At 47.3% G+C, this 22,320-nt stretch carries 20 protein-coding genes; 3 read left to right on the top strand and 17 right to left on the bottom strand.

Annotation, left to right across the window (positions count from 1 at the left end; genetic code table 11):
• The first annotated feature begins 95 nt into the window (after positions 1 to 95).
• Genes arnT through arnF form a run of 3 tightly spaced genes read left to right on the top strand, consistent with a single transcriptional unit; the run spans position 96 to position 2,520 of the window.
• On the top strand, positions 96 to 1,748 hold the full coding sequence (gene arnT, locus LY387_RS10655; RefSeq protein WP_234494078.1) for a lipid IV(A) 4-amino-4-deoxy-L-arabinosyltransferase: 1,653 nt from the start codon (positions 96 to 98) through the stop codon (positions 1,746 to 1,748).
• Positions 1,748 to 2,095, top strand: a complete 348-nt coding sequence (locus LY387_RS10650; protein WP_042474416.1) for a 4-amino-4-deoxy-L-arabinose-phospho-UDP flippase — start codon at positions 1,748 to 1,750, stop codon at positions 2,093 to 2,095. Before arnT ends, LY387_RS10650 begins: the two co-directional genes overlap by 1 nt.
• Positions 2,095 to 2,520 (top strand): 4-amino-4-deoxy-L-arabinose-phosphoundecaprenol flippase subunit ArnF, encoded by a 426-nt coding sequence (gene arnF, locus LY387_RS10645; protein ID WP_234494077.1) that lies wholly within the window; start codon positions 2,095 to 2,097, stop codon positions 2,518 to 2,520. The genes LY387_RS10650 and arnF overlap by 1 nt, the downstream gene beginning before the upstream one ends.
• A gap of 36 nt (positions 2,521 to 2,556) precedes the next feature.
• Here arnF and LY387_RS10640 read toward each other — a convergent pair whose 3' ends face one another.
• The 17 genes from LY387_RS10640 to LY387_RS10560 all read right to left on the bottom strand — a co-directional run bounded on the left by LY387_RS10640 (position 2,557) and on the right by LY387_RS10560 (position 22,274).
• Positions 2,557 to 3,675 (bottom strand): glycosyltransferase, encoded by a 1,119-nt coding sequence (locus tag LY387_RS10640; protein WP_234494076.1) that lies wholly within the window; start codon positions 3,673 to 3,675, stop codon positions 2,557 to 2,559.
• 43 nt (positions 3,676 to 3,718) lie between these two features.
• Positions 3,719 to 4,360, bottom strand: a complete 642-nt coding sequence (locus LY387_RS10635) for a sugar transferase (RefSeq protein ID WP_234494075.1) — start codon at positions 4,358 to 4,360, stop codon at positions 3,719 to 3,721.
• On the bottom strand, positions 4,347 to 5,558 hold the full coding sequence (locus tag LY387_RS10630; RefSeq protein WP_234494074.1) for a glycosyltransferase family 2 protein: 1,212 nt from the start codon (positions 5,556 to 5,558) through the stop codon (positions 4,347 to 4,349). The genes LY387_RS10635 and LY387_RS10630 overlap by 14 nt, the downstream gene beginning before the upstream one ends.
• A 31-nt stretch (positions 5,559 to 5,589) precedes the next feature.
• Positions 5,590 to 6,714, bottom strand: a complete 1,125-nt coding sequence (locus tag LY387_RS10625; protein WP_234494073.1) for a glycosyltransferase — start codon at positions 6,712 to 6,714, stop codon at positions 5,590 to 5,592.
• A 126-nt stretch (positions 6,715 to 6,840) separates the two neighbouring features.
• A complete protein-coding gene (locus LY387_RS10620; RefSeq protein ID WP_234494072.1) occupies positions 6,841 to 8,274 on the bottom strand; it encodes a GumC family protein in 1,434 nt (477 codons plus the stop codon).
• Positions 8,271 to 9,392, bottom strand: a complete 1,122-nt coding sequence (locus LY387_RS10615; protein ID WP_234494071.1) for a glycosyltransferase family 1 protein — start codon at positions 9,390 to 9,392, stop codon at positions 8,271 to 8,273. The genes LY387_RS10620 and LY387_RS10615 overlap by 4 nt, the downstream gene beginning before the upstream one ends.
• Positions 9,393 to 9,402: 10 nt before the next feature.
• On the bottom strand, positions 9,403 to 10,131 hold the full coding sequence (locus tag LY387_RS10610) for an acyltransferase (RefSeq protein WP_234494070.1): 729 nt from the start codon (positions 10,129 to 10,131) through the stop codon (positions 9,403 to 9,405).
• A gap of 143 nt (positions 10,132 to 10,274) precedes the next feature.
• Positions 10,275 to 11,663: an O-antigen ligase family protein gene (locus LY387_RS10605; RefSeq protein ID WP_234494069.1), complete on the bottom strand. Its 1,389-nt coding sequence runs from the start codon at positions 11,661 to 11,663 to the stop codon at positions 10,275 to 10,277.
• Between the two features lie 159 nt (positions 11,664 to 11,822).
• Positions 11,823 to 12,872 carry a glycosyltransferase family 4 protein gene (locus LY387_RS10600; RefSeq protein WP_234494068.1) on the bottom strand — a complete coding sequence of 350 codons (1,050 nt, stop codon included), beginning with the start codon at positions 12,870 to 12,872 and terminating at the stop codon, positions 11,823 to 11,825.
• Positions 12,862 to 14,370, bottom strand: a complete 1,509-nt coding sequence (locus LY387_RS10595; RefSeq protein WP_234494067.1) for a sigma-54-dependent transcriptional regulator — start codon at positions 14,368 to 14,370, stop codon at positions 12,862 to 12,864. The genes LY387_RS10600 and LY387_RS10595 overlap by 11 nt, the downstream gene beginning before the upstream one ends.
• 115 nt (positions 14,371 to 14,485) lie before the next feature.
• A complete protein-coding gene (locus tag LY387_RS10590; protein WP_234494066.1) occupies positions 14,486 to 15,205 on the bottom strand; it encodes a chromosome partitioning protein ParA in 720 nt (239 codons plus the stop codon).
• Positions 15,202 to 17,304 carry an SLBB domain-containing protein gene (locus LY387_RS10585; RefSeq protein ID WP_234494065.1) on the bottom strand — a complete coding sequence of 701 codons (2,103 nt, stop codon included), beginning with the start codon at positions 17,302 to 17,304 and terminating at the stop codon, positions 15,202 to 15,204. Before LY387_RS10585 ends, LY387_RS10590 begins: the two co-directional genes overlap by 4 nt.
• Positions 17,301 to 18,131, bottom strand: coding sequence for an OmpA family protein (locus LY387_RS10580; RefSeq protein WP_234494064.1), 831 nt, complete (start codon positions 18,129 to 18,131; stop codon positions 17,301 to 17,303). The genes LY387_RS10585 and LY387_RS10580 overlap by 4 nt, the downstream gene beginning before the upstream one ends.
• Before the next feature lie 58 nt (positions 18,132 to 18,189).
• Complete coding sequence (locus LY387_RS10575; RefSeq protein WP_128648531.1) at positions 18,190 to 18,522, bottom strand: STAS domain-containing protein; 333 nt, start codon at positions 18,520 to 18,522, stop codon at positions 18,190 to 18,192.
• 250 nt (positions 18,523 to 18,772) lie between these two features.
• A complete protein-coding gene (locus tag LY387_RS10570; protein ID WP_234494063.1) occupies positions 18,773 to 19,708 on the bottom strand; it encodes a glycosyltransferase family 2 protein in 936 nt (311 codons plus the stop codon).
• Positions 19,705 to 21,108, bottom strand: coding sequence for a lipopolysaccharide biosynthesis protein (locus tag LY387_RS10565; RefSeq protein WP_234494062.1), 1,404 nt, complete (start codon positions 21,106 to 21,108; stop codon positions 19,705 to 19,707). Before LY387_RS10565 ends, LY387_RS10570 begins: the two co-directional genes overlap by 4 nt.
• Positions 21,105 to 22,274 (bottom strand): glycosyltransferase, encoded by a 1,170-nt coding sequence (locus LY387_RS10560; RefSeq protein ID WP_234494061.1) that lies wholly within the window; start codon positions 22,272 to 22,274, stop codon positions 21,105 to 21,107. Before LY387_RS10560 ends, LY387_RS10565 begins: the two co-directional genes overlap by 4 nt.
• Positions 22,275 to 22,320 lie beyond the last annotated feature (46 nt).

Genomic DNA, 22,320 nt, shown 5'->3' with positions numbered 1-22,320 from the left:
GTAAAACAGCGCGCGAAGAAATCGCACAACAACGCTATCACGTGCCATCAATCAGAGCCCATGAATGCATGGGCTTTTATTCAACTGGATGAAGAATGCAACAATCACGAATTAATTGGGCGGTATGGGTACCGCTGTTTTTTATTGCACTGTATATACTCCCGCTAGATTTGCGTCCGCTATGGTCGCCAGATGAACTGCGTTACGGTGAGATCTCGCGCGAGATGGTCGAGTCAGGTAACTGGATAGTACCTACATTTAACGATCTTCGTTATTTCGAAAAACCGATCATGGGCTATTGGTTTAACGCGATAGCACAGGTGCTTTTCGGTGACACTAACTTTGCAGTCAGAATCGCCTCTGCACTTGCATCCTTAGGTGGTGCTTTATTCCTTGTCTCCTTGGTTGGTCGTATGACAGATCGCAGACAAGGTTGGCTTACTGCGGGCGTATTCTTGAGCATGTTCATGGTCGCAGCGATCGGTACTTATAGCGTACTTGATGGCATGCTGGCGTTTTGGTTGACAGCTTGTTATGCCGCCTTCTTCTTCGCAACGGAGTCGACGACAACCAAACAGCGTTGGCTTTACTATGGCTTAGCGGGCTTTTTCTGTGGTTGTGCGGTTCTCACAAAAGGCTTCTTAGCCTTAGCACTGCCTGTGATAGTCGTTGTACCATACATGATTATGCAGAAGCAGTTCTTAGAGATCCTTCGCTGGGGTTGGTGGGTAATGCTGGTGGCATTTATCACTTGCTTACCTTGGTCTTTAGCGATTCACGCGGCGGAACCAGATTACTGGAATTACTTCTTCTGGGAAGAGCACATCCACCGCTTCTCTGCAGAAGACGCTCAACATGCTGCGCCGGCTTGGTATTACATCCCATTCCTTTTCTTGGGCACGTTACCTTGGGTTTTCTGGGCACCGTCCGCACTCGTACAACTTAAGGGTGAGTTTAGTAAGCCACTTATTCGCTATTCGATTTGGTGGGCAGTCATGCCTTTCCTATTGTTCTCTTATGCGAGCGGTAAATTAGCGACTTACATCCTTCCATGTATGGCTCCAATCGCGATTTTGCTTACACACGGTATTATCAAAGCCTATAACAGCAAGGCGAAAGGTCTGACGATTGGCTCGTTAATCAATGGTGCCTTTTTTGCTCTCGTAGCAGTGACGCTGATGGTTATGTTCTTTATGGGCAAGCTGCCATTGGATGAAACTGAATCTTACCGCCCTTGGATTGCACTGTTTATTCTTGGGTTTTGGGCGGCATGTGCATTTTACGCAGCGAAAGCAAGTGCATTTGAGCACAAGTTCATGGCTTACATGGTGTCGCCGCTGGCGCTATTTGCACTGTTCTCAACAGTGGTACCAAACAGCACGATCGATTCAAAAATGCCAGCTCGCTTTATGGAAGAGCTTGCTCCAAAAGTCACAGACGAGATGGTGTTGATTGCTGATTACCCTGACACGATGTCGGCACTGAACTGGTACTTGAAACGCACTGACGTCTACCTAACTAAGGGTATGGGTGAGGTTGATTACGGTTTGAACTACGATGATGCTAACCATCGCTGGATACCGTTTGAAAGCATTAGTGCGTTTATTAAAGAGAAGCAAAAAACAGCACCAGTACTGCTTCACTTTAGAAACTTGCCACCATTACCAGAAGATTTCCCTGTTGCGGATGAACACGTCGATCGTGGTCGCTACCATGCTCTGATCTTCAATCAAGTTTCGGCTGAGTAATGACGGTCCTTCTGTACATCATTTCTGTACTTGCTAGTTCGCTTAGCCAATATTGGCAAAAGCGGGCTGCAATGTATTTTGAAGAAAACCCAGAGTTGAGTGCCATTAGTAAACTGTTAAGTTTCCCTATGATCCTAGGCATTGGCTTTTTAGGCACAAGTGCGCTGACCTGGCTTGGTGTGCTAACGCAATGGGATGTGTCAGTGGCGTACCCCTTACTCAGCGTTAATTTTGTCATCATGCTATTGGTTTCTAAGTTTGCCTTTGGCGAAGTTATTGTCCCTAAGCAATGGCTAGGTGTGATGATGATTATGGTGGGTGTTGGCATACTGGGAGGCGCCCACTAATGGTGTTGAAAGATATCAAGGCAGGTCTTCCCGTTGCGCTTCTCAGTGTTTGTTTGATTTCAGTTGCTCAACTCGCTATGAAATGGGGGATGGGCAATCTGTCGAAACAGTGGGAGGTCATTGAACCGCTCCTCTATACACTGGATGTGACGCCTCTGCTTTCCACGGCATGGCCTGCGCTATTGTGTGTTGCCTTGGGCTTAGGCTGCTATGCATTATCCATGGCATGTTGGGTAATGGCATTGAAGCATTTACCATTGGGCGTCGCCTATCCCTTGTTAAGCTTGAGCTATGTTTTGGTGTATGTACTCGCGGTTACCTTGCCTTGGCTAGATGAACCGTTTAGCTTAACTAAATTATCAGGTATAGCGTGTATTCTTGTCGGACTTGCGCTTATATTTACTGCAAAAAAATCCAGCGATTAGGCTGGATTTTTTATTACTCACTCTTGATTGCTGTTTTCATATGGTGAGTCTCGTCACTAATGAGCGGTACTCTTCGCAGGCTCGTTGAATATCAAACTTTTCTATAGTGTACCTGCGAGGAGAAGGTGAAACGTGAGTGTTGAGCGCGATCTCAATCTGTTTCAATAGTGCAAATAGATGTCCTGAAGTCATGATACTAGTACTCGGGCAAAGCGCCTCTCTATTCGTACAACTCTTCATAGCTATCACACGAATGCCACAGGCTTGGGCACGTAAAGTAGATAGCGCATGTATGCCTCCCGAACCAAGCTGGAAGTACAAGTCTAGTGCCTGATAAAAATATGGCTCGTCAATTATGTGCTGGAGCTGATGCACTCGTGAGCTGACTCTTAATTTTTCTGATAACACTCTGATGGAACTCGATAATTCCATTGAGTTGTTTAGCACAAGATGTACGTTTTCTGGCAGGTAATAAAGTGCTCGCATTAAGCTCAGTAATCCCGGAGAGTCCCCGATATGACAATCGGCGCCAAGCAGTACAACCTCATTGGGTAAGTTGAGCTGCTCTCTTGCGACCAATAGTTCCCCTTTTGAAAAGCTATTGCAATCGATGCCAGGTCGAATGACTCTTGCAGTTACTTTTGGAAATAGGCTCGCTAGGGAGCGTTTTACTGTTGGAGTCGCAGCGATAATAGCGGGTCTGGCTGCTTTAAATGCAGCATCTTCAATACGTGCAAGCCGAGTGTATTCTAAGTGTTTCGTGCAGTGCTCTGTGTGCGTTCTATTGCGAACTCCACTAAGTCTTGCCGCAATTCCGCCATAAAGTAGAGGGCCTATATGATGAGTATGAACCACTTGAGGCTTTAGTACTTTTAGTAGTCTATACAGAGCAACGAATAGTGAGAGATGCACTCCAGGCTCTTTACGCAAGAAAAACAGCTGCTGTCGATAGGTTTCTAGCTCAGGCCATAACTTAATCGCTTGTTCTATATTGCCCTCTAGGCTGATGATGAAGATCCTTTCATTTTCGTTGGCTTGCTTTAATTGCTCAAGCACTTGAAACTCGATTTCACCGCGCACCAAGTGCTGCACGATCAATACTACTCTTCGTGGCTTACCTAGGCTTTCCAGTGGAAGTAAAGGTGTCGTTTTCATCGTTATTCTCCTTGCTAACGTATGGGCGCATTGTCGCCATTGGTTAGCGTCCTCGCCCGTCAACCATGATCTTGAGTGTTTTGAGTACGATATGAATATCGGTTGCTAACCATGTCTTAAATGAAGAAAGCGACAAAGCATAGCTGTGATCAAAACCCACTTTGCTACGCACATCTTCAATACAGGTGTCGTAACCTTGATTGACTTGGGCTAAACCTGTGATTCCAGGTAGTACATCGTAGGTACGCTCAACAAAAAACGGGATGTCGTTTTCGAGCTTCTGATAAAAGTCAGGTCGCTCTGGTCGTGGGCCAATCAACGACATATCGCCGCGCAGTACATTAATGAACTGCGGTAATTCATCTAAGCGAGTCTTACGAAGAAAACGCCCGACAGGAGTAATGCGCGGGTCGTTCTCCGTCGCCCAAGTAGCGCCAGTTCGAGACTCTGCATCGATGTACATGGTTCTAAACTTAAGGACATGAATGAAGTCCATTTTGGTTGGGCTCCACATACCAACGCGAAGCTGCTGATAAAATATCGGGCCACGTGATGTTGCCTTAATGGCGATAGCAACAGGCACAAAAAAGATACCAAGGATAATCATGCCGACACTCGCGCCAATGAGATCAAAGATGCGCTTAGAGGTGCGAATGAGTGATTTTTCTAAATTAACCTTTTTCATGATGATTCTCCTGTTGTGGTGTGCGCTTCCAAGCTCCGTTTTCCAACCCGATAAGATAACGAAGTCCACCAATTAGGTTTGCAGTATGCCCAACGACTAGATACGTGAGCGCTCGTATTGCGGTAACTGATTGAAGTACTGGTACTAGTACACTCGCTGCAGCAGTAAAATAGATGCTCCCCTGTATCACTAGCAGTCCCAAAAACAGCGTAGAGCTTGTCGCGAGGATTGCTGAGGTTACAAGGCATATCAGCATCAAGTAGGGCGTTAACACTCTGAGTCCCTTGCCTGAGAAGAAGGTTAGTGCTGTGCCTTTGTATTGAGGCGAGAACAGAGGTAGCAAGACAAGAAGTTGTTGCATATTGCCCGCAGAGATACGCAAACGACGTTTGAAATCTTGTGCTGCCTCGGTCGGCTCCATCTCGATGGCGTTCATGTTTGGCTCGTAGACTGCTTGGTGGCCCGCACGGACCACGTTCATAGGGATGATGAAATCGTCGTTAATCGTATTAAACGGTAGAGCTTCAAACAGTCCCGTTCTGATGAAATAGAGTGCACCGTGTGCGCCTATGGTAGAGCCCAATGTCGATTCACTGTATTTCAATTGGTTTTGATAGCGCCAATACAGAGACTCGCCCCTTTCTTGCTGATCAAGCAGTTGGTAAGTTGAGTTCACCACGCCGACCTTCGAGTCTTCAAAATGCGTGGCCGCGAGCTTAAGTGCATCGATTGAAATAAGTGCCGAGACATCTGAGATGCAGGTAATAGCGCTATCGACAACGGGTAAAGATTCATTGAGTCGACATATCTTTCCTTTGTTGTCTTTGTGATTAACGATGGTGAACAGGGTGTCACTACAAATCGCTTCCTGTATCGTTGATTCGGCAATCGCGGCGGTGTCATCGGTACTGCCATCATTGATGATCACGACACTGAGCTTGTCTCTGGGGTAGTCAAGTGACGCGCAGTTTCTAATCTTGTCAGCAATCCACTCTGCTTCGTTATAAGCTGGAATGATGATCGTGATGGACGGTAGCTCATTGTTGTCAGTAGTGCGGTACAAAGTAGCACTACAGTCTTCAATCTCAGGAAGTGGGTGACGCTTTGCCCACCATCGCAGAATGAGAGGGTAAATCGCGTGATGATAGACGATTAAGAAAGCGCTCGTCCAAAATAAGCCCATCAATAATACTTGCATATCTGCTCCTTGAGTTGCTGATGCCTTGAATCTAGGCTTTGATCGTTAATTGGCGATATGCTTGACTCATCGCCCGCACGTCGTTGTTCGCTACCACGAAATCGCGTGGTGAAAATAGGTGTTTCGTTGCGAGCGCTTGTTCCAAAGCTTTAAGAAGACTGAACACTCGTTTGGACTTTGTTGCAATGCCAGACATGGGGCATAAGGTTTCTTTTGCTGCACCTACATCCGTTACTACAACCGGGATGTTGCAGGCTTGCGCTTCAAGCGGGGAAAGAGGAAAGCCCTCACAGCTTGAAGGTAGGCAAAATAGGTCCAAAGCTTGATAAAAGCTTGGCATATCGTTTACAAGACCTAGAAAGTGGACTTTATGATTGATGCCGAGCTGCTGGCAGAGTTGCTTTAGTTCGTTTTCGAGCGGCCCAGCACCAGCAATCGCTAGGTGGGTATTATTTGGCAAACGAGAGACTGCCTTGATAAGTGTGGTATGCGATTTAACTGGCACTAATCGTCCCGCGGTGCCAATGACGATGGAATCGTCAGGTAGACCCAGAATTCGTCTTGCTGCAGCGCGATTTGAAGGGACAAATCGATTACAGTCGATGCCATTTTTGATGACGGTTGAGCGAGTAAACGGGAACATTTCATTGAGTTGCTTGCTGACTTCGTCCGCATCTGCGACGAGTATCGGGTTCACGACTTTTAGGGCGAGTTTCTCTATCAAACGTCGCTTACTGTTCTGTAAGTGCCACATATCATGCTCAGTGTGGATACGGGTACGTGCTCGGCTCAGTTTGGCAGCGAGTCCACCGTAGATAAGCGGACCAATGTGGTGAGTATGAACCACGTCAGCGTTGAGTCGGTTTAACTCGTGCTTGATTTGATTGAATAGAGAGAGTTGTAGACCATCAGATTTGCTCAAAAAAACCAGACTGGTTTGATAATGTCTTAAGATAGGCCAGCATTCTAACGCTTGCTGTATATTGCCCTCTAAGCTGATGATATAACATGCTTCGTTAGAGGGGGTTTGCTTAAGAAGCTCGATAACCATGGTTTCTAACCCACCTGGCGCTAAGTGCTGAACGATGTGAACTGTCGTTAGCGTAGGCTTTCGAATATCTCCACCTTGTTTAGCCTTTGTGTTATTGGTTTTCATGGTTCTCTCCTTGAGCATTACTCTTTCTGCTCTTGAATGTCTGCAGCTTGTGTGCCAGGTTTGAAAATATCGATTTAACAGTGGTTTATGGTGGATTTTCTTGGGGTTGTCGAAATGATTCTCAAATTAATAATCGGATTGCGCAATTTGTGGAATCGCCGTGACGACAGGGGCTTTGGCTGCGTGTTCTAATTGCTGGCGACGACGGACGGTCGTATCGAAGAGCTCGAGAAATATTGCAGTACCGATACCCAATGCTATACCCGCTACTAACCCTAAGACCGCAAAAATAGAAGGCGGCAGATTCGTTGAGCTGCTCGGTGTGAAGGGACGATCGATGACCTTAACGCGCTTATTCTCTTCGAATACACCGAGTGAGCCGGTCAGTTCAGCCATCTCATATCGCTCAACTAAATCATCATAGAGCCCTCTCTTGAGACTAACGTTTCTTTGAAGTTGGAGTAGCTGTTTGGCGTTGCTTCCGTAATTTTGGGCATTGTCGGTAAGTTCTTCGATCATCGCTTCAAGGCTGGCGGTTTCTTGTTTAAGAGACTCGTAACGCCCACGAACGAGCTGCAAGTTTTGCAGTTGAGTGATGAGCAGTGGCTGCAGCTCACGGTTGCTGCTGTTGGTTGCGCTAGCGATATCCCAAAGCTGCTCTGAATTGATTCCAGCTTGTTCGCTGTTTAGTAGCACCGCTCGCTCTTGCTCTAGTCGTTTTAGCTCGCGAACTTTGGCTTGAACAGCACTGTGAGAGGTCGTGTATTTTGCTTTAAGCAGTGTCAGCTCGCTTCGAATTTCAATAATTTGCTCTTCGAGTCTGCCGACAATTGGGTTGGTTTTCGATAGCTGTTGATCTAGGGTTCCTAAGCTTTTCTCAACCCCGGCTAACTCTGCTTTTTTCTCTGCCAGTTTTTGTTTCAGTTTGGCAAGGCGACTTAAGTTCTCACTCTGCATTTCGGGTGTAGCAGCAGAATGCGCATTGTAGTAATCCGCTAAGGCTTGCTCTGCTTGCTCTAGCGCCTCACGGCGCTTATTGATATGAATGGTTAAAAACTCACTGGAGTCGCGAATAGATGAACGCTCTGGTGCGAGCAGCTCTTCGATGAAGTGCACGCTTACCGACTCTAACAGAGGTTTCATTCCTTCTGGCGATGAGGCCGTGTGCTCAATCTTGATAAAGTCTTTACCAAGCTGGCTAACCGTTAGGTTAGAGGATATATCGGCGATGACCTTGTCTTGTTCATAGGGACTCATAGTGTCATCAATTAGCGCTAGGTCTTCAGCCACTGACAACAGTACATGGCGGCTGTTGAGTAGGGTTTTAAGTGCTGACAAACGCTCCTTGAGCATGGTTGATACGGCTAAGTCTTCTAAGAACGGGTTCATTTTTGCCGTCTCTTGAATCAGCATGCTGGTATGGGATTTGTATTTTGGCGGCGTCATTGCACCTATTGCGTAGGCGATAATAGGCATTATCAACATAGGAATGACAATGGCGTAGCGACGTCGCCATGCCGCGGTCATTATGATGAGTAGACGCAGTTTTAGATCGCTCATAGAGCCTCCAAATACGTTTCTAGTGCATTGGCGCGGTAGTCCCAACTCTCGTTATCCACCAAGCCTTTTGGTAGCTTTGAATCTGTTGCAGCAAGCGCCTTCAAGGTTGTAACCATCGAAGGGACATCTGAAATGACGTTCACATGCTGTCGGTAGCCATCAAGAGCAGGGAAGTCTGTGGTTACAATAGGACGGCGCGCCGCGAGATACTCTTTGAGTTTTAGTGGGTTGCAGGCCTTGATTTGTTGGTTCAACACAAAGGGCAATAAACTCACGGTCCAATGTTGGCTGTAACGAGGTAGCTCGTGATGGGGTTTTGGTCCAAGGCAAAAGACGTTGTCTGCCTCGATGATCGGATGTTTCGCTAGCTCACATTGGCCAATGAACACAAAGTCCCAATCTGGCATTGCAGCGATGGTTTGATTGATTAGGTCGTAGTCAAGCCAGTCAGAGAGGCTGCCATAAAACCCCGCTGTTGGTCTTCCTCGATTGGGTAAATCTGACGCGGGTTGAGTGGGACTTGAGAACTGAACACTATCGACACCGTGAGTGAGTAAGCAGGTTTTCTCTAATGGAAACTTACCGTATAGTTTGTCACTAGCCGTGATTACCAGACTGGCGTGCTCCACTAAGGATTTTTCATGCTCTAAGACCGTCTCGTGATCAACTCCGGCTAATGATCCAAAATCATCGCCGCAATAATAAACAGTTGAGCGCTTATCGAGCAATCTGCAAACATCTGCTGCGGTTGGCAATGATGTCCAAACGATTGGATCGTGTAAGTTAAGCTTTTCAATCATTGGCCTAAGCTGACGTAACATGGCTTTGGCTGTGAGTGTTCGAGCCCAATGCGACTTGGGCGCTGGAAACGTTTTAATGGTAGCCACTGTCATTGACGCAGGTTTTATTACCTCGCCTCGGACAAAGGTCTGGCTCTTTCCCTTTCCTAGCAGCTTATCAAGCGCTCGCTTTGCATCTTTAAGGTTGAAGTTTGGTTTGCGAAGACCGATGGAGTTAATCCACAACACCTGTCTTTTCTTCGCCAGGCGCTTTACTAGGTGCTGGGTACTAGAAGGCAGCGCACCAAAATCTTCACCGAATACAATTAGATCTCTCATAGCTCACGCCTCACTGCTGAATCTGTTTGACAACTCTTGCCGGAGAACCCGCGGCGATGACGTTTGCAGGTAGGTCGTGGGTGACCACGCTGCCAGCGGCGACAATGGTTCCTTGACCAATAGTGACGCCAGGTTGAACGGTGACACCTGTCGCGAGCCACACGTCTTTCTCCAGTACAATGTTACCGATTCGATGATCTTCATCCGGTGCACCGAGCGCTCGCTCGCTGGCATTTAGAGGATGACCAGAGTAGCCAAAAAGCTGACAGCGACCGGCGATGCGAACGTTATCTTGAATGTCTACGAGTCCAGCAACGGCGATTGAGACTTGCCAGCCAATATCGACGTTGCTGCCGACTTTTAATGTAGGTTGAATACTTGGGTCAGGGTGAGGGGCGGTGCGAGCACTGAAGGTCGTATGGCCTGAAATCCGACATTCATTACCCAGTGTGATGGCCAGTGGACCGGTAACAAGCGGTAAACCGCTATACAGGTATAGAGAGTGGCCGCAGGCTTCTACTCTTCCTTTGAATGCGGGTGTGTAGATTAGCAGCCTTGAGGTAGTCTCCACGCCCATTCGTAACAACGTGATAAGACGATAGGCCAGCTTGTTGTAGAAACGAGGTGTTGGCAGTCCCGCCGCTCTCACCTTTTTCAAAAAGACAAAAAGGTTTCTCATTTTAGGATTGGGGTGGCTGCGTAGCCATGATTTAAAATCAAATGATGTGGCAGTACTCATAGCGCTATTCCTTATCGCTGTGTCACAACGTATTGGGTTAACTGGCGTGACAATCAAAGCATGTTTAAGATATACACCTAGTACTTACAAGAACTGAGCCATATTTTAAGTTTAATAAAAACAATAAGTTATGCTTGTGTCTTTTACGTTGACGTTGATTTCTCAAAATGAGAAGCGATTTGTGAAACGGCGATGGTCAAAGCCGCCAGGATGTAAATTGGCCAGATAAAGCCTTGAGTAAGAAAGGTGCCTGAGACAAAGGTGCCGATGAGGCCGCTGTAGACAGCGAGCGCCATTGCTTTTAGATAAGGGGGGGCATGAGTGTGCTCGTCCACGACGAGTAAGGTTTTTCGTGCGCACTTAAGCAGACTGCATATGAAAATGACAAAAATGATCAGCCCGATAAAGCCTGACTCAGCCAGCACGCCAAACCAAGTACTGTGAACGGCATGATTTAGTCCATCCCAATGGGGACTGTAGAAGAAGTAGTTGTAGTAGAAGTTATCTAATCCAACACCCAGGAGCGGGTTGTCCAGAGCCATTTTAACCGCGGCTTCCCACGCATAGATGCGTCCCATCGCTGACGCATCTATGCCTGCCTCTGCTGCCCCCCCAGAGGATCGCCCGGAAATCCCGGCCATTGCGTATAAGGCTATGGCGGCTATTGACCCAACGACAAAGAACAGAGTTTTGCTCGGTATTAGTCGCCAAGCGAAGAAGCCAAAAACCGCTAATGCGCCCAACAGGCCCCCTCGGCTTTGCGTCGCCAGCAGTGCCATAAATAGGACGAGTGAAGTTACGATAGCGAGCAAGCGCATAAACCAGCCGATACCACGTGTTGTGGTCATTGCGACGGTAAACGCCATAGGAAACATCAGGACTAGCGCGAGGTCATTTGGGTCGCCGAGCATGGATCCAAAGCTCCTGCCTATCGTTACCCTAGACCCCTCGACAAGGCCAATTCCATTGACTGAGTTGTAGATAGCCATGCAGCCGACAGTGAGACCAGCCACTATAACGAGAAAAGCGAAACGAGAGAGCTCTTTCGACGAGGTTATCAGCCATGATACGGCGAGCGTCATGATGATGATCTTTATGTAGCTACCAGTAAACATGGCGACAGCAACCCCTTTGTTTGAAGCAAAGGGAACACCAATGATGACAATACCCCAGAAAATCAGAAGCCAGGTGTAAGTTGGGTGCCAGTAGAGCTTAATCTTTTGACTAACGAGTGTGTGCCACAGCAAAGCGGACAGTGCGCCTGCCGAAAGCATGAGAGGGATCTTCAACGGATAGAGTACCGGGAAGACCTCGTGAATTCGAAAGAAAGAAAACACAATGAAGAGAGTGACCAGCCAAAAGGTTTGACTCAGTACTACGAGTATTCCTATTGGTAGTAGCGCAATGACGATGCCGACGACTGGGTGAGGTACAAACAGCCAAATCGCTCCCACTAAAACGCACAAGCTGAGGCTCAGCAAGATGTGTTTGCTGTGCTTGGTTTGATGTTGTTGTGCGGGAGAGTAGTGCATCGACTTTACCAATCTCTGTTTCAGTAGGTAAAGAAGGAGCAATTAGAGTGCCAAACTTAACTAAACTCTAAATTATTGTTATTTAATGATTTTTTATTCAGTAATATCTGGCTTCTCAATATGAGAATCAAATTGTGGACTGGTCTTGAGAGACTGTAGCTAGCCGGTAATACCATAAATATCTAGCATGGTCGGAATAACCACCTCTGTTGAGTAATTGAGTTCGATGGTTTGTTGAGCTTGATACTTGATCTGTGCTCTTTTTGAATCAGAAAGCGTAAACCACTCATTTAAAATGGAAACCATCTCTTGTGGATCAGAGGCTATCCATCCATTGCTGCCGCTATCAATGACATTGGGTAACTCGCCGAGCTCAAAGCTGATAACGGGTATGCCTCGCGACATAGCTTCAAGGGCTGCCATCGGTAATCCCTCATAGCGGGAAGTAATTAACAATAAATCGACGTTCGACCAAACATTGTTCATATTATTTTGATGACCATGAAATTGGATATTGTCACCGGCTTGTTGTTGAAGTGATGACTCCAAAGGCCCCGAACCATAGATATGAAACTGACGTTCTGGAAAATGTTGGGCGATCTTAACAAAGGTGTCCGGTCCCTTCTCCTCACTGAGTCGACCAACGAAGGCAACGTTTCGCTCGCTGACGCTGACTAATTCGGCTCTGGGGACGAAGTTCTTAACCAAAACACTTGAGTAGGGAACCTTAGATTGAATGGCGCGACTGACACATACTCGTTGCTCACTGAGAAAGGCACTAAAACGGTCGATTGCATCATAAATTCTGACGCGACCTGTTGGTGTTTCACCTGCATGGAAACTGGAGACAAGACGTATCGAGTCAGTACCTCCAATAAGACGAGTGAATCTCAGCATTAAATTGGCTTTGTAACCATGCGCATGGATAACGCTTGGGATACGGTCTTGCTGCTTTGAAGCGGCAATGGCCTCTCGCAGTCGAAACATTGTGGAGACGTTGCCATATTCACGGCTAAGTGTCATGGTTTGAATTTCCTCTCCCTGCAACGCTGCTACAAGAGGGGCTGCCGGGGTGTATTCGGTCGAAAATACCACGGTGACTTGGTAGTTGTGTGCTACCAAGCCTTTGGCCAGCTCCAACACGTGCGTTTCTATACCGCCAAATGAGCGACTGTCCAAAAGTAGCCATATCACAGGGCTAAGAGGCACTGTCTTCTGCCTCCCAAGCTTGTTTTTTGCGATAGACGGTAGAAGGGCTGAGCTCCAATAATACCGCCGCATTGAGAACATTGCCGTCACAGTAATCAATAGCTTGCTGGATAGCTTCGCGCTCAATTTGCCACATTGGACGAATAGAGGTAGGCCTTTCGCTGTCTGGATTTATGGACATGCTAGGTTCTAATAAAGATGAATCGCTGCTGGCAGTTGCCATTGGCTGAGACGGTTCCGCTATTGTCTGTTGCGCAGCATTAGGCTCTTGAACCACCGAAAGTACGCGAGAATTCACGGAACTCGCTGGTGGAGTACTTTTCTGAGTCGAAGCCATTACCTCTGGTGGAAGGTGCTGTGAACCCAATGATTTCTCATCGTTAAGCACGACAATATTGCGAATAATGTTTTGCAACTGACGTACGTTCCCTGGCCATGCATATCGCTTAAGAAGGCGCTGTGCATCTTTCGATATCGACTCAAATCTACGACCATCTTGCTTTGAATAGATTCGAAGGAAGTGCTCAGCCAATGTCACGATGTCACCATCACGATCTCTAAGAGGTGGCATATGGATTGGGACCACATGCACGCGATAATAGAGATCTTCTCGAAATCGTCCTTCTTGCACTTCTAGTAACGGATCTCGGTTGGTCGCGCAAATGATGCGGACATCAACCTTCTGCTCTTTGGTTGCGCCTAGCGGGGTGAAAGTACCTGTCTGTAAGAAGCGCAGTAACTTTTTCTGCATTTCTAGGTCCATTTCGCAAAGCTCATCGAGAAATAAGGTTCCCCCATCGGCTAGAGATGCTGCGCCTTTGCGGTCGGTCGCAGCGCCGGTGAAGGCGCCTTTAACATGTCCGAAAACTTCACTTTCCATGAGGTCTTTTGGAATGGCGCCACAGTTAATGGCAACAAACGCCTTGTCCTTGCGATTACTCTCGTTGTGAATCGCATTGGCACAAACTTCTTTACCCGTACCGCTTTCACCAATAATGAATACACTGGCATTGGTATTGGAAACGGCATCGATGATCTTGTAGACCCCCTGCATAGGAATGCTAGCACCAATAAAGTCGTGAAAGCGTTCGCGATCCATCTTTTGCTGAATATCATCGAGCATGGTTTCTAGCTCAGCTTGCTTTAGATGAATTCGAATTGAGGTTTTGAGTCTATCCGCGCGGATTGGTTTCTCTAGGAAGTCTTTCGCCCCTTTTTGAATCAGGGTGACAGCAATATCTACGCTGCCATGGGCGGTAACCACGACGACAGGAATACTAATATTTTTGAGTTCTAGCCATTCTAAGATCTCGTCTCCCTGCATGTCTGGCAGTTGGAGATCAAGAATAATCAACGATGGGATAGTACGTTCAAGTATGCGCTTCGCCTCTGCACCAGTGGCGGCATGAAGCAAGTCAAAAGGCTCGTTCTTTAAGTATTGCTTGTAGAGGACGGCGAGTGAAGAGGAGTCCTCCACCAAGAGTACTTTGGGTGTCATACTTACAATCCTTTGTTAGTTTTCTCACTATAAACTAAAGGATAGTACAGAATGGGCTACGAGTTAAAAACAATCGCGATAACACACTGAATAATAACAACTTGGCTCACGGTTCTTAGATCGATTGGGATAAGAACGAGTTGTTGCGTATTTTGCTCTTCATCCAACCAGTGATGCGATCGGGCATCCATGACAGTCTGTCTATTTCGCGGCAAATTTCGTTTGCCAGTGAAGGTTGGTCTCGACAGTTTAAGACTGAGCCAAGAAGGTTAGTGGATGTTCCCTCATTGAGCTGTTGGGTTGCTTCTTCTACCTGATTGGTCATCGTGATACCACTTAACACCACCAGAAATGTGCCATCACAGGCGTTTGCGACGACAGGAGCTGGAATGTTGTTATGGTTTACGTTCAAAAGAGGTGAGGTATCGAATACGATACGGTCATAGTCCTCTAACCAGTGATTGATAATCTCACTGAGTTGACGCGGGTCCTTAAATTGAAGACGAGTCTTAGGATCGTTGGGAACACTAATACCCAGAAATACCTTTGGCGAGATGTCGGCACTATTTTGCTCACACAACAATTGTGTTTCTAAACCATTCCCTTCCTCAGCGTCAGAAAAGCTGAGAGGCGCTAAACCTGGTCGGTATAAATTAAGGTCGACTAACAAGGTCTTATAGCCAGCGAGTAGATAACGCTCAGTCAAGGCTTTAGCAAGGGCTGTGGTGCCTTCATCACTATTACAGGCCGTCATACAGACCGTACGGCACTGCTGTAACTCTGCCTTTAAGTAGAGCTCTTCAATTTCAGCATGGGTTGCAGGAATCGTCATCATAAGGCTCCTATAATGGCAATCGTCGATACAATACGGAACACATCGGTGAGTCCCAGCCGCGCTTGCTCAGCAAAACTATTACGACGATCTGGTACATAAATCGTATCGCCCGCTCGAAGCACAGGCAGCATTCTTATATCCGCGGTTTTACTAAATTCAACCAAGTCGAAGGTACGTGCCTGCCCTTGGCAGCAAGACATATTAACGACGCTTATCTTCTTAACGTAAGCGCGGTCATCAGGACCACCCGCTACCGCCAAGATATCCAAAATGGTCATGGTGTCATTAAATACATAGCGACCCGGATTTTTGACGGCGCCAAGAACACGAACCGTTTTCTCTTTAGGGCTGTCTAACCAGTTTTTATTTTTTTCAGGAATGTAGATGGTGTCACCAGGCTTGACCAAGGGAAGGATACTCTCATCACCGGTTTCGAAATACATCGATAGGTTGAGTTTACTCACTTTGGCATAAGGCTTGTCACGATGCGTCACTCGGATGTTGTGGATGTCTGCATCCTTAGTTGGGCCATCCGCGGCAGACAAAATATCAAGGAAGTGCATTTCGTCGGTAAATCGATAGCGACCTGGCGCTTTGACTTGTCCAAAGACATAGATCGACGCATCCGAGCTCTGTCTCACCCACTGCGATTTGTTATCACTTGGGTCTTGAGGTAGATCATGTACTCGAATAACGGTGCCGGCTTGCACGAGTGGCAGTTCTGATTGGGGCGCCCCGTTTTTGATGAACTCATCAAGGTTGAACACGACGGTATTTTGGCCGTTCGCTACCTCAATCTTAGAGGTGTCTGCTCGACCTTTTGGCCCGCCAACGTGCGCTAGCAGATCCATAAAGTCCATTTCGTCTGACCACTCTATGCGGCCTGGACGTTCTACTTCGCCGATCACATTAACGGCTCGGTCAGGGGAGATCTTCAGCCACGATTTTTCATTAATGTCCGTCTTTTCAGGAACAAAAATGGCGTCTCCAGCTTCAATAGCAGGTGCAGAAGAGCGACTAAGTCCCTCTGTATACGCTGTCATATCGAAAGGAATAACAGTGCCATCTGATTTGATCACTCTTATTTGTCTCGATTCGGCAAAGCGAGTAGGACCGCCTGCATTGGCGAGAATATCCATAAAAGTCGCACCCGGTTTTCCTTCAAAAGCGCCCGGCGCTGCTACTTCACCCATGACATAAACGGTGTTTGATCCAGATTTGATCTCTTCTTCTTGTTTTGGGACAAAGATAGTCGCTCCAGGCTGAAGAGGAGGTAGCAGTGATGCATCCCCGCTGTCTAAATAGCGTTTGAGGTTGAACAAGATTGGTGTGTTGTTGCTGATAACGCGGATCTGTTCCACGGCTGCATAGCGAGTTACACCACCCGCTCGCATGACCACATCAACGAGGTCAGTATTTTCTTTGTATGAGAACGAGCCGGGTGCATTAACCTCACCAAATACCTTGATCGCTTGTCTTGCATCAGCGCTGTCACCAGAGTCGGCAAGCTTCGCTGCATCAAACTCCTGTTCTATGTTCCCGACTAGGGGAGAGGCAGGAACAAACAGAATGTCGAGAGATTGTAGGGTAGGTAGCCCATCGTCATCCCCTGAATCAAGGAAGCGCTTGTAATCAAATTCGGTACGGTCAGCGCCGCGACGGTGGAGCATCTTGTTGAGCTGAGCACCCGCGCGCAATCCTCCGGCCGCTTGAAGTGCCATTTGGACATTCGCATTGTAAGGAATCGTATACTCGCCTGGGGCTTTTACGTAACCTTGAACTGAGATGAGGATCTGCCTCTCAGCGATGAACACTTTTATGTTACTGGTGTCTCGGAACACTTGGCTAAGCGCTTGAGTAACTGTTGTCTTCAATTGTTCTTCATCATAGCCAGCAACGAATACCTGTCCCACCTCAGGCAAATTGATTCGTCCTCTTTTGTCGACTTGAAAGCCACGGTTAAGGCTCGATTCTCCCGGCAAATCGACCTGGATAAGGTCACCGACTTGTACGTTCTTGTCCTGAGCAATGCCATGAGGCGACATTGACAATGAAAGAAGTGTCAGTGTTAGGGTGAAGATAAGAGATATCCATTTCATTGCTCCACTCCTTGGTTTGCTGTGCTGTGTCCATCTGCGATAACATCAATGCTGACTCGACGGTTAGTGAGCATTACGCCAGGCGTATTACCCTCGTAAAGAGGCAGTTCTTCCCCAAGCGAGTAGGTATCAATTCTGTTTGGCGCTAAGCCAAATATGGTTAGATAGCGTTTGACTTGTTGAGCTCGCCCTTTGGCAATTCGCTCATTGTATTCTTTGCCCCCACTGGCATCAGCATGTCCTGTGACCGAGAGACGAATCTCCGGGTAAGGTTTCAACAGGTTAGCCGCTTCAGCGAGATGTCCCATGTATTTAGGGTTTACTTCAATAGAGTCGAACGCGAACTGATTATCGACATTAAGTAGGTTGTAGACTTTCTCTACAATCGACATTTGGTTTTCAAACTCAGTTCGATTTGTTGGTGGAGCACAGGTTGCCTGAGTTAACACGTAGTCTAATCTGAGTTCGAGATCGTTAAGTTTTTTTCTCTGAATGACGATGTCGTTCGCTGCGTCAATCCAGAGTCCGCCTTCAAGTTCTCGTGCGATTCGATCTTGACGTTGCTGGGCTTGTAGTACCGCAGCAGGGAAACACCATGGTGCGCCCTCTTGGATAAGCGCATCCAAATGAAGCTTGGTCAGCTTCCAATCGAATCGTAAACCGTGTTCAGGTCCAAGTGGTTCGTCTGGCATGACAGGGGAAAAATCAGAACCAGTATACTGCTCAGCGATGCCTCCTGACCCGTTTTCAGGGTAGCTGGTACAAGCCAAAAGAAGGCTCGCTGAAAGACAAGTTATAATGCTTTTTACACCCAAGTTTACATCCATGCAGTTACCACCTATTTGCCAACATCATTTTGTGTTTGTAAGCGTTCTTTTGTTGCGATTATAAATACTCGTTACTGGCATGTGTGTTCACTGGGATAGCCTGTCCAATTCGTAGTAACTTTATGATTTGTAGGGGCTGTCCAGTGACATTCTCTAGACGCATCTTGCGCTCGCGTTCAACCAGTCGCTTATACAAATAAACAATAGCACCGATGCCTGAAGAATCCATAAAGCGCACTTGCTCTAGGTCGATTTCGATCTCTGAATGCTGATCATTGTGAATGATGTCATCTATTTCTGGTTGAGCATTGCGACTGCCTCGCGCGTCGAAATCACCATAAACTTTTACTTGAAGGGTGTGGTTGCTCATTTCTGCTCTTAGTAGTTCCATGACCGTGTCCTCTTTGTGTTTCAAGACAATTAATGTCTCAATTTAGGTGTCACAGAATAGATTGCAGATAGCGTGCCAAAAATAATCTCTCTTAATAACAATAGTTTATATTTGGTCTGAGGAGGTTTTTTCAAAATGAAGAGAGGTTTCTCATATTGAGAATCAACGAGGCTAATACTCGAAAGCACGGCACCATTCTCAAAATGAAAGTGGATTCAAAATGATCGTGGTGCCGCAACGCTGAGGATAGCTAGACACATAGGGCAGTCTTCATCATCGCCTTAAAGCGTCGGGCATTTGGAAACGCAGCAAAGGTCTGGACATGGATGATGTTTCTTTTTAGGTAGCCGAGATTTGCGCTGGCGTGTTCGCACAATGCGTCCATCAGTCTTGCATCGACAAAACGCTTAGAGTTCGCGCACTGCTGCTGCGCGTGATGTTCGTATCGAGCCGCAATGGTCTTCATGGCCGCTATGCGTTTTTCGACATTTGAAGAAACGCTTCCTGCTCGCATTAAATAGTACATTCTAATGTCTGTAGTAAAGGCGACGTCACCTGCTGTACTCAACTTGAGCCACAAGTCCCAGTCACTAGCGCTAGGTAGCTCGGTATCGAATCCTTCAACGTCAAGATAGACATCGCGGCGGCACATAACGGATGACGTTCCGACAATGTTTTCTTTGAACAGTGCAGCGCTTGCATGGCTAACGACTTGGTAGCCTTTAGTTGGCGCTTGGTTATCGAGATAACGTTTAAAATCGGGCCAGTAATCGAAACATGGAATGATTTCTCTATCTTGCTCATCGATGTGTTGGTAGTTGGTAAAGCTCATCACGCAGTTTTTGTTGGCGCGCATAAATGCTACTTGCTCAGCAAGTTTACTATGAGTCCAGGTATCGTCAGCATCGAGAAAGGCGATGTAATCTCCTTTTGCCTGACGTACGGCTAGATTTCTTGCTGCACCAGGACCAATTCGGTCGCTATGCCAGACAGAGACGTAAGGTCTTAATGCTGCAAGCTCAGCCAGATATTCCCGAGAGCCATCGGTTGAACCATCGTCGACAAAGATTATCTCGTAGTCGACAAAGGTTTGTTGTTCGATGCTTTGCAAGCATTGGGGCAAATAATCCAAGCAGTTGAAGTTTGGAATCACAATACTGACTAACGGTAGATGTTGGCTGTTCATTGTTTCGCTCCTAGAATCGATTCATTAGCTTTGCTGTTGTGTAACCAGTAGTGGCCCATCCAGCCTGCGATGAAGAGGGATTGAGTTGCCCAGCCGACCAGCAGGGCAGTGTATGTGAAGGTACTTGCGACGATGCACCCAACCGCCCAACAGATGTGAGCGATTAAGGGCAAGTAATGGTGTGGTAGTGCAATGCGTTTTTGGCTTGCACGGTCAAAAAGCACAGCGCGTAATGCGTAGACAGTGATAAACGCGCCAACAACACCTGCTAACCCATAGGTCAAGCTGGCCACTAAAAAGAGAGCAAGCGCAGTGATGGCGATGATGATGTTAATGTTCAACACGACTCTAGGCTGTTTCTCGACATAGCAGCCTGTAGTTAAGATGTGAGAAAGTTGCTTGAACGCGATGCCTAATGCAAGCCAAGGTATCCAGGTTGCAGCCTCGGAATAGCGAGTTGGAAACCACCACTCAATGATCAACGGAGCGACGACCGAAAGACTAACGGCACAAAAAAGGGTCGCATGGCTTAAAGTCTCTGCAATACGTGCAGTCGTTTGTTTTCCGTTCGGTTGGTTGAGTATCTGAAATCGCTTTGGATACCACCAGAGTGCGAGAGGTTCACACACAAACACAATGATGAGTGCAAATTGCATTGCGAGCGCATAAATCGCGAGTGACTCCAAGCCGATAGTCGCAGCCAGTATCCAGCGCTCAGCGCCAGCAGCGATGAAAAGTAAGATACCCGATGCGACGATCGGTACCCCGTAACGGCGCATATCTTTGGCAACTGCCGCGTCCCATTGAAACGGTAGCTGGCGCCATTGGCGGTAGAGTAGGCTGCACGATAAATACAACGCAGAGAGTAACCCCGACAGCAATATGCCAGTCACCCCTAGTCCTTGCTGTAGAAACCAATAAGTGAGAGCAGCTTGCAGTATGGCTTTACTGCTGGTCATCAAGAAGAATGAGCGGGCGTCATCAATCAGACGAAGCCATGTCAGTGGGATGTTGAAGGCTGCACTGACAATGAGAGTACATATGACCAAGCCGAGATCAAGTATGCTTATCTCCGGCCAGAATACGTATACCGCAACGCCAACCGGCAGCGAGGCGAGCAAGGCAAAGGCGGCAATGATAAGTTGCTGCATTGTAGCTGTTGAATTGAGGGTATTGAAGGCATCGCCCTTCGCCTCACCAGCTTGCTTGTAAAGTGCTTCTATTAGGCCGAAGCCCAATAGGATGCTACCTATATTAAGCAGCGATACCCATAGATCTAAGCGTCCATACTCAGCGGTCGAAAGCGAGCTGGTGATAAAAGGAAGCATGACAAATGACACGCCTTTCATTAAAACCAGTCCAGCGGCGTAATAAACGGATTGTTTGAATGCAATGTTCATTGCGCAGCTCCTCGAATAGCAGAAGAGAGTTTTTGGGCGCTAGAGTGGGCACTGAAATAGGTTTCTACACGTTCTCTTGCTCGCTTAAGTTGAGCGAGTCTCTGCTGCGAAGGTTGCTGGTTAATTTGGGAAATAGCGTCGCTTAGCGCCTGTATATCGTGGGGAGAAAAAAGGAGGCCAGTATCAGGTGATATCATCTCTTTACAGCCCATAAAATCGCTGCTGACTACGGGAAGTCCCAGCGCCATTGCTTCTTTGACCACCACTGGCCCTGTATCTCTATCGCCATTTTTTGCTTCGCAGAACGGCGTGCAGAGCGCCAGATATTGGTTAGCGTGATCAATGATCCACTCAGAAGGTTGGCTACCAAGAAAACTCACGTAATCGTTAAGGTTGAGTTGTTTGGTGAGCGTGAGTAACTCATGCTTTTGCTCACCATCGCCAACCAGGTCTAAACTTGGCCTTGATTCTTCTGGTATTAAACTCAAAGCGTAGAGTAGGTCAGTGAGCCCTTTCTTTTCAGTCAGACGGCCAATAAATAGCAGCTTACCGTTGTGACTTAAAGTGGGTTTGAAAGGGTAGCGCGCTAGGTCGATACCACACTCGACGAGATGCACTTTCTTACTTTGGTTCAGTGTTTGAAACTTGGATTGCATCTCCTTGCAAACCGCAACCGAGAAAGAAACATTGGAGAGTTTTAGCGCTAAATCGGCAGGATGCGAATAGACATCATAGCCGTGCCCAACGAAAGAGACGTTGCACCCCGTGAGTTTAGCGGCAGCGATAGCCGTTGCCGCCGTGTGCAAAGCGAAATGAGCATGTAGATGATGACATTTCGTAGTGCGTGCTGAAGCGGCTAACTGTCCCGTGCTGCGAATAAGTGACTTTTTAGGTAGGTTTCTTTGGCGCATTATGAAGGAGAGCGCCTTGATGCTTCTTACTGGGTTTTTAAGCCACTCGACCATGGCATGTTTCGTGGAAACAGCGCTCAACTCAGTGGCACTGCGCGCGAGTTCATCGTCGATGGGCTGCCCACCATTGGGGTTTAGTCTAAACGCCATTGGTTGGATCGAATGCCCAAGCGCTTTCATTGCCCGAATCTCCGTTCCGACAAAGGTTTCCGATAGAACGGGGAAGTCACTAAGTACGTAGCCAATTTGAGACATGGTGGCGCTCCAGTAAAACTAAGATGCTAGAGTTATTGCAACCGTC

It is taken from the genome of Vibrio maritimus (assembly GCF_021441885.1).
Taxonomy (GTDB): domain Bacteria; phylum Pseudomonadota; class Gammaproteobacteria; order Enterobacterales; family Vibrionaceae; genus Vibrio; species Vibrio maritimus_B.
This window is presented reverse-complemented; position numbering and strand designations above follow the sequence as displayed.

Bases quoted from the DNA above. Each gene is read 5' to 3' on its own strand.
- LY387_RS10590 (WP_234494066.1), bottom strand. From the start codon at position 15,205: ATGATGACGATTCCTGCAACCCATGCTGAAATTGAAGAGCTCTACTTA.
- LY387_RS10575 (WP_128648531.1), bottom strand. From the start codon at position 18,522: ATGGAACTACTAAGAGCAGAAATGAGCAACCACACCCTTCAAGTAAAA.
- LY387_RS10565 (WP_234494062.1), bottom strand. From the start codon at position 21,108: ATGAACATTGCATTCAAACAATCCGTTTATTACGCCGCTGGACTGGTT.
- LY387_RS10625 (WP_234494073.1), bottom strand. From the start codon at position 6,714: ATGAAAACCAATAACACAAAGGCTAAACAAGGTGGAGATATTCGAAAG.
- LY387_RS10610 (WP_234494070.1), bottom strand. From the start codon at position 10,131: ATGAGTACTGCCACATCATTTGATTTTAAATCATGGCTACGCAGCCAC.
- LY387_RS10620 (WP_234494072.1), bottom strand. From the start codon at position 8,274: ATGAGCGATCTAAAACTGCGTCTACTCATCATAATGACCGCGGCATGG.
- arnF (WP_234494077.1), top strand. From the start codon at position 2,095: ATGGTGTTGAAAGATATCAAGGCAGGTCTTCCCGTTGCGCTTCTCAGT.
- LY387_RS10560 (WP_234494061.1), bottom strand. From the start codon at position 22,274: ATGTCTCAAATTGGCTACGTACTTAGTGACTTCCCCGTTCTATCGGAA.
- LY387_RS10635 (WP_234494075.1), bottom strand. From the start codon at position 4,360: ATGAAAAAGGTTAATTTAGAAAAATCACTCATTCGCACCTCTAAGCGC.
- LY387_RS10615 (WP_234494071.1), bottom strand. From the start codon at position 9,392: ATGAGAGATCTAATTGTATTCGGTGAAGATTTTGGTGCGCTGCCTTCT.
- LY387_RS10595 (WP_234494067.1), bottom strand. From the start codon at position 14,370: ATGACACCCAAAGTACTCTTGGTGGAGGACTCCTCTTCACTCGCCGTC.
- LY387_RS10640 (WP_234494076.1), bottom strand. From the start codon at position 3,675: ATGAAAACGACACCTTTACTTCCACTGGAAAGCCTAGGTAAGCCACGA.
- arnT (WP_234494078.1), top strand. From the start codon at position 96: ATGCAACAATCACGAATTAATTGGGCGGTATGGGTACCGCTGTTTTTT.
- LY387_RS10605 (WP_234494069.1), bottom strand. From the start codon at position 11,663: ATGCACTACTCTCCCGCACAACAACATCAAACCAAGCACAGCAAACAC.
- LY387_RS10580 (WP_234494064.1), bottom strand. From the start codon at position 18,131: ATGGATGTAAACTTGGGTGTAAAAAGCATTATAACTTGTCTTTCAGCG.
- LY387_RS10650 (WP_042474416.1), top strand. From the start codon at position 1,748: ATGACGGTCCTTCTGTACATCATTTCTGTACTTGCTAGTTCGCTTAGC.
- LY387_RS10630 (WP_234494074.1), bottom strand. From the start codon at position 5,558: ATGCAAGTATTATTGATGGGCTTATTTTGGACGAGCGCTTTCTTAATC.
- LY387_RS10570 (WP_234494063.1), bottom strand. From the start codon at position 19,708: ATGAACAGCCAACATCTACCGTTAGTCAGTATTGTGATTCCAAACTTC.
- LY387_RS10585 (WP_234494065.1), bottom strand. From the start codon at position 17,304: ATGAAATGGATATCTCTTATCTTCACCCTAACACTGACACTTCTTTCA.